This window comes from Vibrio sp. 1167, assembly GCF_033340375.1.
GTDB classification, from domain to species: domain Bacteria; phylum Pseudomonadota; class Gammaproteobacteria; order Enterobacterales; family Vibrionaceae; genus Vibrio; species Vibrio alginolyticus.
On the sequence record NZ_JAWOWK010000018.1, the window covers coordinates 45583 to 56494 of the forward strand.

A 10912-nucleotide genomic window follows, 5' to 3' on the forward strand; every position below is an offset into this window, starting at 1 on the left:
CTAAAATCACTGTTCTGATCGCGGCATAACTATTTTTGTCATCACGGCGCCCATTTCTTCTTGTGTAGCTTCTATCTTGCTAAGAACAGCTCTAATCGTTGATTCGCCAAACTGAGCGGTCCTGACATCGTTTGTAAGCCAAAGTTTTAGCAAACCACCTAAGCGGCCTAAATCGCCGTTAATTTTCGCTAGCTCATGCACTTGATCGTAATCAACCACACCTTGAATGTGATAACCCTGCCCGACTTCTCGAAGGTATCTTGCTGCACTCATACCAGCTCGCGCAGCCTGTGCCTCAATTAATTCCTTTTCATCGGGTAAGCAGTACACCTTGATTGGTGTGCTGTTTTTCCTAGTTACTTTTTTTTCTTCTGTCATTGCTGTTCCTCTTTTCCGACGGTAGTCGGTAGCCTCGCAGAGCAGGATTCCCGTTGAGCCCGAAGGCGCGAATAAGGGTTAGAGTGAAGTAGCATCCACCAACTTGTTGGTGGGGCTACTTCACCTATCCTGCCCGCCTTACGGCGTTAATAACTCCAAGAAAAGTGTACACCAACCTTTTCGATTTATCCGCAGCTTTTGCACTAAATTTGCGCTATAGCACAAACGATATAGTGAAATTTTGCCAAAACCCCCTATAATGGCGGTTAGTAGCAGATATATAGCGATAAAATAGCGAGCTTATAGCGATATAATGAAAGATCACAACGTGATAGATTTGTGATCACGAAAGAGATAAGACGGATAAGTGATTATGGGGAAAGCAAAAAAATATACTGATCAACTTGCTGAATGGGTAAAGAAGAGAGACGAAAAACGAAAGCGCCAGGATAAAAATGTCGTAGCATTTCTTGCTGTACAAAAGGATATAGAAGAAGCGATAGCCGCTGGTTACTCAGTAAAAACCATTTGGGAGCACATGTTAGAAGAAGGGAAGATTCATTGCAGATATGAGACTTTCACTAAGCATGTTAATCGTCACATTAAGAACAAGGAAAGCAGCTCAAATTTTTTAGCCGCTAAAAAAACCGAAGAAGTTACACACGAAACCCCCGCAACTAAGGGGCCAGAAAAACCGACAGAAACAAAGTCACTAGAAAAAAATAGTGATTCTGCTCAAGTTCAAAATAAAGATAAGCCAAAAGGAATTACTGGCTTTAATTTCAATTCAAGACCGAATAAAGAGGATCTAATCTAATGGCTAAAGTACATATCATTTTGCAAGGTAAGGGCGGTGTAGGTAAATCCGTGATCGCAGCTATCGTCGCTCAATACAAAAAAAGTAAAGGTCAGGAACCAACTTGCATAGATACTGACCCTGTAAATTCTACGTTCGAAGGTTATAAATATCTGAACGTAACCAGGCTAAATATTATGACTGACGACGAAATTAATACTCGCAATTTTGACTCGTTAGTTGAGCTAATAGCGACAACCGAGAATGACGTCATTATTGATAATGGTGCGAGTTCTTTTGTGCCGCTATCACACTACCTAATTTCTAATGAAGTCCCTGCCCTACTAAACGAAATGGGGCATGAGATTGTAGTTCATACCGTTATTGCTGGTAGCCAATCACTATTAGACACGGTGAATGGTTTTTCACAACTGGCAGACCAGTTCCCAAAAGAAGCTCTTTTTGTTGTGTGGTTGAATCCATATTGGGGGCCAATCGAGCACCAAGGGAAGTCGTTCGAGCAAATGAAGGCGTACACGAATAATAAAGATCGAGTTTCAGCAATTATTGACCTGCCAAAACTAAAAGATGAAACCTATGGCCGTGATTTCTCTGAAATGCTTGAAAACAGAAAAACATTTGATGAAGCGTTGGCCGATGACAATTTGACGATCATGTCTCGACAACGATTGAAAATTGTTCGCGGTCAAGTGTTTGGTCTACTGGATAATGCGGCGGTATTGTAATGACAGACAAGGTTGAAGAAACCATAAAGGAAATCGCGGCCAAACACGGCATTGCCGTTGGTCGCGATGACCCTATATTGATTTTGCAGACGATCAATGATCGCTTGATGCAGGAAAGCACCGAAGCTCAGCAAGCTATCCTAGACTCCTTTAAAAGCGAGTTAGAAGAAATTGCGCACCGATGGGGGGAAGATGCTAAAAATAAGGCAGAAAGAACGCTTAATGCCGCTCTGACAGCCAGTAAGCAAACTATGGCGACTTCGATGCAAGAAAGCGCAAAACTCGCCGCAGAAGCTGCTAGGAGTGAAATTGAGAAAACAATAAAAGAGCAGGTAGCCCCTTTGAATAAGGAAACTCGTCAAGTAGCTAGGATGAACCTAATAGCAGCAGGAATGACAGTATTTGCAGCAGGCATAGCGTTATGGGCATCGCTGTAGAAAAAAAGAAAGCCTGGAGTGATAACCCAGGCTTTTCTCTAGTTAGTAGGGTTTATTTATCCCAAGAGTATGCGAACGGCAACGCTCTTGGTTTTGCTTCCTTTCATATTCTTGTTTCTTAACTAGCGCCTGGTGATGCCTTTGGGCTTGTCTCATTGAATCCCAATCAGCAGCTAGTTCAGGGTTTTCTGCCCTCATCTTCCTTGTTGCTAACTCATCAATACGGGGAGAATGAACACCCATACCATCTTTAATCTCTCGAACAGCCTCTAGGCGAACATGCAACGTTTGTAAGCGCGACTGCTGTTGAGACTGACTAACCATCCAGTTTTTCTTTGTTCCTGGCATAGATAGAAACCCAGGCTTACTTAGTTGAGATTGCTGTAAGCGAGCTTGCTGACGACTAATCAAATTTTCTAAACGGTCCTCGATACGTTCAACTTGATCATGTTTAGCTTGTGCATACGTTGCTAATGTCTCTTGATAGCTTTGCTCGACTGTAGCACTATCCAACATCGAAGACTGTTCAGATTCTAATCTTTCAGCCTCCGAAAGTAAGCCACTACCAGCTAAGACCGAACGGTCTGTGCTCGCTCTGCCTTGCGGCGTTTCAGTTCCGCTCTGGCCCACTCGCTCGCTGTTGCCATATCTTGCCTTAGTGATTCGATCTCGGATTTGTTCAACCGTCTTGGCTGATTTGAGGTGTCCGGCTTCACCTTGTGTGAGTTTGTCGAGTTCATAACCAAAAGTATCCTTCCAAAATTGATTCATTGCTGGGCCGTGTTTACTATTAATGGCCGCTAACATTCCAGGCTTAACAGGTAAATTAAGCGCACCTTCATGAGCGGTCATAACAGACGCAGCCACAACTTGACCACCTCGATTCTCTACATAGCCTTTTAGAGAGGCTACGGTTCCACCCATTGCTAGAGTGTCATCTACAATTAAGTATTGTTCACCCTTTTTGACATTTCCGTCAAAAGTTGGATTAAACGCCAGGCGATGATCTGCCCCCGTATCAGTGCGACCAACCTTGTCACGCTGAACGATATTTAATTCAACATCCAACCCCAAACGATCTGCCAAAACCTCAGCCATAGCCAACGGTATTTTATTATTGCCAGCTGACTCCACAGCCAAAACAGGCAATATACGGGGCTTGCTTTCCCCTATGTACTCCTTAATAGATTTCACTGTTTCATCAGTAATCAATCTATCTACCAGGTCAATAGCTGCGGGCATGTCTCCTGACTTGGCCGCTTGGTATTCAGGTTCGTTTTTTAACGCACCTAAATCACCATTTCTAATTAACTTTGGAAAATCTCCCCAAGGAGAACGCTCTCCAATGCCTAACTTATTCAAAAATCACCTCCAGTTTTAGCGGCTAAAACTATCGGGAGCGACCTCTACTAAGCTTCACGGCCTGGGTAACTACAGCTTTCCCCGAAGCATCATAATTGATGCTTTTTACACTCCCAACTTCAGGTACTATATCGAAATTTTCTTTAGAGTGCATGACAAAATTTTTACCAATTTGTTGATAAACCTTATTGGTGTCAGCATGGACTATCATGCCGTCATGGCTTTTTGACTTATCAGCCTCTTTCGCCATGTAGAGATTGTAAATACCAGGCTTTAACGCACCTGCTTTTTCAACCTTTTGATTTGTCCATGCGCCACTGTTATCAGTTTGAATGATTCGCTGGCCATTCATAACCAATAAGCGTTGTTTCATCTGCGGCGCTCCTATCTTCTACATAATGCATTTGGTTGCAATGCAATCAGCCACAAAAAACCGATCTCGGCAACCAATCGAGATCGGTTCCAACGATAACCGATATTTTTTTCTCAAGGACACTCTAATATTATGACAAAACCTTATATTTATCAGGTTGTTTTTAATGAGAAGTAGCTCAATTGCACGAAGTTAAGGCAATTTTAAAACCTTCAACCTAATCAAACATGCAAAGAATTACCCCGCATAGAGCGGGGTAGTTAGGAGTGAGAAATTTCAGACTTCGTGACGATGTAACCTAGCCTTCAATCAAGGACATAAGCTGAACATCCCCCAAGTCAGTTTCAAATTCGTGGCCGTCATCTTCATACTTCAACCAAGCCATACCATCAGAAGAAGGGCGGCGGTCTAGGACCAAACGAGCCGAACGGCTATCATGTACCACCATGACAATCGCTTTTTTCAATTTGTTTGGATCAACTTCTTTAGGTGGCTTAGGGTCGTTATTGCCTGATTCTTCCTGATCTTGATTTTCTTCTTCATCTTCACCAGTAAAGGCTGATTCATCTTCTTCTTCTTCGGCATGATGACGTTTATCATCCAAATATTCTCGTAGAAGCTTCACTGCTGGACGGGTAATTTCCTGATCTTCATCTTCCAGCCAAGCTGAAACTTCATCAGGGTTCTTCTTATGCGTTTTAACAAGCTCATTAATTACTGTTACGTCATTTGCTCGACCAGAGTTAAACGCAGCGGCTATAGGCTCTGGCAGGTCCAACAAAGTCACATGCTGACTAACAAACGCGGCTGATTTACCAAGTGATTCAGCTATTTCACCTTTTTTAACACCCTTAGCCAATTCACGACCAATGTAATCAGCAATCTCGCGGGCAGTAAGGTCATTACGTTGTAGGTTCTCAATCACTTGATCAGCTTCGTTGTAGTCGTTATCAATGAAGCCTGGAATAACATCCTTTCCTGCAATCTTAGATGCTCTGGTACGTCGAGCGCCGTGGTTAATAATATAACGCCCAGGTTGTTCAAGGTTCTCACGAACTGAAATAGGAGTTTTAACGCCACGGTGACGAATCGTAGCAGCCAGCTCCCCTAGACTATCCTTACTAAAGCCAGGGCTATCATCTTTCCGTGGTTGATTTGGATCTTCATCAATCAAATCCAAAGACAGCATCAAAGGACCAGAACCGCCATTATTAGATTCAGGCTCGTTTAGCAAACCAGATAGGTCGCCAATATCTTCAAGGCCCAATCCTGTCATATCATTGTTATTTGCGGTCATGCTGTAATCTCCATCTTATTAAACACGTATTCAGCCAAGGCTCTAACTTCTTTTGCTGCGACTCTAGCAGCTGATTTTTTTATCCCCCATACAGGAGTACCAATTGCACATGCCTCGGCAATGCTGTCGCGTTCTCCAACCGTGTGCGGGATCATTAGTTGAGGGAAAGCGTTCTGGAGAGCTTCCAGGTTACGGCGGTGGCGAGGCTTACGATTATCAACCTTGCTCGGAAACATTCCCAAAAATGAAAGGGTAGGGTTTACTTTACGCATGTTAGAAATAACAGCGTTCATTTTCTTAATACCCTGAATAGAATAAACTTCTGGCTCAATAGGAGATATTACATAGTCACTTGCAAAGAGTGCCGCGGCCAGTGATACCCCAAGAGAGGGAGCTGTATCAATCAAACAAATATCAAAACCTTGAGATTCCAAGGATGCCAAACCTTTTTTAAGGTTCTGACCTGCATCGGCCAGTGACATTTTTTCCATGTTTGCCAAAGCGGAGTCAGCTTTAAACAAATGAATCCCCGATTCATTTGCGTTGGTGATATTGATGGAACCACCACTAACAAAGCTACTTGCGGTAACTCCTTCAACACAGAATTGATCCAATGTGTAAGAAACATTACCCTGAGTATCAAGGTCGATCACAGCGACCTTCTTTCCTCGCTCTTGAAAATCAAAAGCAAGATGCACGACGGTTGCAGATTTACCAACCCCGCCTTTTTGGTTCGCTACGACCGCTGATTTCATCCCTTGTTTCCCCTTTTCTTTTTTGCGTCCTCGGCCCACTTCTTGACGATGAACGCTTGATGTTCCGGCAGTATTGCCGTTATTCGCTCGTATCCTTCCGGCGCTTGTGCCGTGTGAGCTTCCCATACCCTCTTGACGGCTTGTGATACCGCCCCCTTCGTCACTCCCAACAACGTCACAAATTCGGTTTGAGGTTTTCCCTCTACTAAGACCCCGTGCGCTATCTGTAGTGTTTGAGGTCCCACTTCCAAACTCTTGATTGCAGCCTGAAATTGAGACTCTGTTAGCCTTTTCTTCATGGATTGCACCCATATAAACCCCACACCCTAATTGTAAAAATTTGACGGTGACAGCCGCCTAACTCAAAAAAAGTATAGCTAAACTTTATTATAGGGTCAATACTTTAGCGGCTAAAATTACGTATCTTTTGGCCTATATATCGAGACAAAGTAAGTAAGTAGTGTTAGCGCGAGAAAATGCGCGAAGAACGTCCATCCAGCGTGAACTTCTGGATTATCCCAATAATAAAAGGCTCGAATAGCCTGGAAAAACACATTAATGGACACAATCCATTTAAGAACGGGCCAAATCAAAACAGTTGTAATCCAGATCCAACGTACAATGGCCGCAAAGAATCGCCCTTTCTTAGCGGGTTTCTGCGGCTTAGTATCTGATACTTTATTAACTTGTTGTTCATGTTCAGGTGGGGAATTGGAACCCGTAGGCCCAACTTTGGGAAACTTCACTACGTTTGACATTTTCTTGACCCTCCACGCTATCCGTGCTCCAATTATCTATTGCTCACTATTCGGGACCACACCCTAACGAGCAACAGGTTTGGTGTGACAGCGCCGGACCAAGCGCCTCGGTTATCACCGAGGCGTTATCTATTTAATCTCAACCCAACGCAATTCTATTTATAGTCATCGACATATCTCGGTTTATGACCTTGATGATTTATCCGGCCTTAACCTGCACGATAGGACATATTGCCCTAACAAGTCAAGTTAAATTTTTCGGTAAATCGAAATAAATTTTAGCCGCTAAAATGTGATTCTGCTAATTACGATTATTTCCAAATAACTCCCAGTCCAGCCAAGTAGCAAAGTTGCCCCCAAGCTGAATATGGAATATTTGACTCTTCTCCGGTCCAACGTCGAACCGTTCGCGAGCCACTAGGCCCCAACCCTAATTTTTTCGCCGCTTGGCTACCAGTAAGCCCAGCTAAACGCAAAACCTCTCTAATTTCTTCACCTGTTGGTCGTGACCATTGTTCAGCAGGTCGAAGACACTCTAGTCTAATATTTACATTATTCATTAACTGTTTACTCCGTATCAGATACTAAACGCAATTGATTAAAAGCATAAATCGACTGCACTGCCTTGGGATCATTTTCAAGAACTCGGCTCCCCTTTCTGTTGATCCGATATGTTTCTGGCTTGTCATCATGCGCCCAAACCTGAGAAGAAGAAGAACTTACCGAAGTTATAATTACAAACTTACCAACGTCACTTTCAAAAACAGGATGATGAACACTTATAACCTGGCAACGCTGTCCAGGAATGAACTGCCTACTTTCTGGCGTTACTTTTTTGTGTTTTTCAACCTCTCGTTGAGGTTTGGAAACGACTGGAGTCGCTTCCGGTAGATTACATTCACTCTCTATTTTATCTAGCTTTTGTTGAGCCTCTTTAGCCCATTTTTTCGCGATGTATGCCTTTTGTGAAGGCAGTACCACATCAACCAAAACAAACCCTTTCGGAACGTTAACATTTGCCGGAGAACGTCTAGGAGGTGGGGTGAGCGTATCAACAAAACTAGGAAATGACGCTTTAGCCAGAACGTCTCTATACTCTGGTTTTATGTCGTGGCGTTTATCTTTTAGGTAGTCAGATAGGATAGCTTTGGCCGCTTCATCGACTGTCAATCCGTAGCACAGTTCACCAATATGCGAACGATAACCGGTTGCTGAAATAAACCATGAATCCAAATCTACAGGTCTGAATTCAAAATGCGTATTTCCCCAACCTCCCAAACTACTAAACTCTACAAGAACTCTAATCGCATCCACAACCACAACAAATTTACCTGACTGCCCCCATTTAGGAATATCGCCAGATTTAGCACTACAAAAATTATCAACAATGTTTGCTGGCGAATTATCACCATTAGCACTACCAAAAAAGCGCCCGCCGTTGAGCTTCCAAATAATCGCTTGGTACTTATCGTTCGCTTGCTTAGCCAAATCTATATTGGACGCCAAAACAGAACCATGAATTTCATCTACAAATTTGACAGCTAGATTTAGCAAATCATCACGGTCAGTTGGCATAGATGCGGCTAGTTTAGCTGCATTTTCTTCACGTTCGTTCATTTCATACATCATAATTAGAACCTGCAAAATTGCCCTGGCAATTACCAGGGCATACTTTATTAGTCGATAGCGCGTAGAATGAGAGATGACTCTTTATGCTCTTTAGCAAAGTCTCTCAGTAGGTGGTAGAGCGTTATAAACCTATCACCTAGCGCAGTCCCCTCAGATTCTCCTGCCAATTGACCAAGAGCGAACAAGGTTGCAATGATACCAGCTGCATCAGCTGACATTTCACCCGAAAACCAGTTGCTAGAAATTTCAAGAAAAAGCGATGTATCCATATTCGGCGCCATGTAATAGCCACCATTTGAAAGGGAATAGAAGTCCCAATATCCACCGTCATAATCCTCTGAAAACTTAGTCATGTAGCCCATTACATAGGCTTCGCCTCGCATCATGAAACGAGATCCAAAGAAAGTAGGGTAGAAACTTAGACGGTCTGAAAGAGCGACCTTAGAAGCAACAATAAGGGTGATTTCATTAATTGAATTCATCGGAAATTCTCCGGTTTTGACCTTGACGATATGTCCGGCCTTCGAGATATATATTAGGGCAATTTGCCCTAATTAGTCAAGCTGTAAATGTAGAAAAGAACAGTTTTATTACCTGTTTATGTTAATTAATACAGCGAGTTACAAATACTATTCTTTGGCGTGAAATTTAAGGATTTAGAGAGCTATTTCAGAATCTACGTGAGACGATAAAAAAAAAAAAAAATAAAAAAATTTATTGATAGCGGAGCGTTACTCGAAGCGAGCAAAGAGCTTTCGTGCTGGCTGTGGTAAAGCTATTGATGCGTTTCTTTGCATCAATAGCTTTTCCATCAGACAAGCACCAATATCGAGTTATTCACAATGGATCACTTTCTTTTTAATAATAAAGTTTTTATAGGTTTTTAAAGAGTTTTTAGATCTTTTTAGGGGCTTGTAACATTATGTACTTAAAAGGTTTTTCGGGTTAAACAGCAACACTTTCTCCGGTAACAGCAACACTTTCTCCGTAAAACCCCTTTAAACAGCAACACTTTCTCCGGTAACAGCAACACTTTCTCCGTGCTAACAGCAACACTTTCTCCGTGGGGTCAACAACTTATCAACAGATAGTGTGGATAAGATTTGACCAGTATCCCAAAAAAGCAAAATAGCAACTTTACTTTTTTAGTTGTTGCTGTAATCATTCAAGGCACAAGAAAAATATTTGTTGGTTAGGTCTAGTTATGAAAAAGCTTAATAAATTCAGGGAACCAATCAATGTGTTTCCTGCTTCTCTTGGGGCTGCTGAACAAGATGTATTCGCCCTAGTGTTGTGTGAAATATCAAAAGTAGTGGGTTTTAATAGCACTCAAATAAAGCAATGTGATGATTTTGAAAAGAAACCGATACCTTATCAGTTTGAGTTTTCAGAAGAAGAACTGACAACGTTGTTTCAATGCTCCGTTGATAATTTGCGCAAGACAATAGAGCCAGCTGCCAAATCTCTGGTAAAGCGTGAGGTTTCGTACTCATCAGAGCGAGGTTTTGACGTTTTTTCTCCTATAGCGCGAGCTCGTTATAATATGGGACAACCATTCTTTATAGAAATGGCCCCTAGTGTTGCTGAATTGCTTGCTGAAAATGTTGAAGCTGGTTTTTCAGAAATAGATTTTAAGTTGTTCGTTTCTCTTAGTGGTCGTTATGAAAGGAGATTGCTAAAAGCGCTGTCTCAATGGAAACACAACCCTAGTAAAGAGGTTAAATTTAAAATCCAGGATTATAGAGATTATATAGGGCTTGAAGATGGTGAATATCAACGGACTGAGGCGCTTGTCAGAAAAACCATCAAGAAACCTATATCGGATATTATCGAGAAATCAGAAGGTTGCTGGGTCCCTACTGATCCAGAAAAGAAGGGCTTTCTCTTGACTCGTGAAGGAAAGGGAAGGGCGTACACGCACGTAACTCTTAAACTGCGGTACGATCCTAAAGCTGCTTTGTTGCTTTAGTGTAATGCTTCCGGTGTTAATAGATCTAACAGCAACACTTTCTCCGCGGGGTCAAAGTCACCTAACAGCAACACTTTCTCCGTAGGTCAGAACATGCCTAACAGCAACACTTTCTCCGTAGGTCAGAACGTGCCTAACAGCAACACTTTCTCCGTGAGCAAACCGTGATGCTTTTTAAGGTATTAGCTCCCTTCGGTCGAGTTGTACTCCAAGAAAGGATTGTTTTATCCAGGCGTTAACACTGCCTGAACATCCTGTAATATCCTGAGTATCCTGCTAAAAATACAAAAAATCGGGCCGTTGTGAGGTGTTGTCGGGCCGATGTGAGTCGCCCCCCTAACAGCAACACTTTCTCCGTGGGGTCAAAGTCATCTAACAGCAACACTTTCTCCGCGGGGTCAAAGTCACCTAA

At 42.5% G+C, this 10912-nt stretch carries 14 protein-coding genes; 4 read left to right on the forward strand and 10 right to left on the reverse strand.

What is annotated here, in order from left to right; genetic code table 11:
- Positions 1–6 precede the first annotated feature (6 nt).
- Positions 7–378 (reverse strand): conjugal transfer transcriptional regulator TraJ, encoded by a 372-nt coding sequence (gene traJ, locus R7Z78_RS22415; protein WP_012774829.1) that lies wholly within the window; start codon positions 376–378, stop codon positions 7–9.
- 373 nt (positions 379–751) lie between these two features.
- On the opposite strand from traJ, the gene R7Z78_RS22420 reads away from it, so the two are divergent.
- From R7Z78_RS22420 to R7Z78_RS22430, 3 genes are read left to right on the forward strand one after another with little or no spacing between them, the layout of a single operon-like run.
- Positions 752–1195 carry a TraK family protein gene (locus R7Z78_RS22420; RefSeq protein WP_012774830.1) on the forward strand — a complete coding sequence of 148 codons (444 nt, stop codon included), beginning with the start codon at positions 752–754 and terminating at the stop codon, positions 1193–1195.
- Positions 1195–1920, forward strand: a complete 726-nt coding sequence (locus R7Z78_RS22425; RefSeq protein WP_012774831.1) for a TraL transfer origin protein — start codon at positions 1195–1197, stop codon at positions 1918–1920. The genes R7Z78_RS22420 and R7Z78_RS22425 overlap by 1 nt, the downstream gene beginning before the upstream one ends.
- On the forward strand, positions 1920–2357 hold the full coding sequence (locus tag R7Z78_RS22430; RefSeq protein ID WP_212668987.1) for a conjugal transfer protein TraM: 438 nt from the start codon (positions 1920–1922) through the stop codon (positions 2355–2357). Before R7Z78_RS22425 ends, R7Z78_RS22430 begins: the two co-directional genes overlap by 1 nt.
- A 42-nt stretch (positions 2358–2399) precedes the next feature.
- On the opposite strand, the gene R7Z78_RS22435 is transcribed toward R7Z78_RS22430, so the two are convergent.
- From R7Z78_RS22435 to R7Z78_RS22475, 9 genes are all read right to left on the reverse strand, one after another.
- Positions 2400–3719 (reverse strand): phosphoribosyltransferase, encoded by a 1320-nt coding sequence (locus R7Z78_RS22435; RefSeq protein WP_012774833.1) that lies wholly within the window; start codon positions 3717–3719, stop codon positions 2400–2402.
- A 28-nt stretch (positions 3720–3747) separates the two neighbouring features.
- Positions 3748–4092: an IncP plasmid survival protein KfrB gene (gene kfrB / locus R7Z78_RS22440; RefSeq protein ID WP_012774834.1), complete on the reverse strand. Its 345-nt coding sequence runs from the start codon at positions 4090–4092 to the stop codon at positions 3748–3750.
- Between the two features lie 298 nt (positions 4093–4390).
- Complete coding sequence (locus tag R7Z78_RS22445; protein WP_169629003.1) at positions 4391–5389, reverse strand: transcriptional repressor gene korB; 999 nt, start codon at positions 5387–5389, stop codon at positions 4391–4393.
- Complete coding sequence (locus tag R7Z78_RS22450) at positions 5386–6144, reverse strand: ParA family protein (RefSeq protein ID WP_086959612.1); 759 nt, start codon at positions 6142–6144, stop codon at positions 5386–5388. Before R7Z78_RS22450 ends, R7Z78_RS22445 begins: the two co-directional genes overlap by 4 nt.
- Positions 6141–6443, reverse strand: coding sequence for a transcriptional regulator KorA (locus R7Z78_RS22455; protein ID WP_086959610.1), 303 nt, complete (start codon positions 6441–6443; stop codon positions 6141–6143). Before R7Z78_RS22455 ends, R7Z78_RS22450 begins: the two co-directional genes overlap by 4 nt.
- 117 nt (positions 6444–6560) lie before the next feature.
- The gene (gene kleE / locus R7Z78_RS22460; RefSeq protein WP_012774837.1) at positions 6561–6902 is read right to left on the reverse strand and encodes a KleE stable inheritance protein; all 342 of its coding nucleotides are present in this window, start codon (positions 6900–6902) and stop codon (positions 6561–6563) included.
- A 311-nt stretch (positions 6903–7213) separates the two neighbouring features.
- On the reverse strand, positions 7214–7462 hold the full coding sequence (locus R7Z78_RS22465; protein ID WP_169629004.1) for a transcriptional regulator: 249 nt from the start codon (positions 7460–7462) through the stop codon (positions 7214–7216).
- A 7-nt stretch (positions 7463–7469) separates the two neighbouring features.
- Complete coding sequence (locus tag R7Z78_RS22470; RefSeq protein ID WP_237306414.1) at positions 7470–8531, reverse strand: klcB; 1062 nt, start codon at positions 8529–8531, stop codon at positions 7470–7472.
- A gap of 47 nt (positions 8532–8578) precedes the next feature.
- Positions 8579–9013, reverse strand: a complete 435-nt coding sequence (locus tag R7Z78_RS22475) for an antirestriction protein (protein WP_012774840.1) — start codon at positions 9011–9013, stop codon at positions 8579–8581.
- Between the two features lie 722 nt (positions 9014–9735).
- Here R7Z78_RS22475 and R7Z78_RS22480 point away from each other — a divergent pair.
- Positions 9736–10500: a replication initiation protein gene (locus R7Z78_RS22480; RefSeq protein WP_012774841.1), complete on the forward strand. Its 765-nt coding sequence runs from the start codon at positions 9736–9738 to the stop codon at positions 10498–10500.
- The last annotated feature ends 412 nt before the right edge of the window (positions 10501–10912 follow it).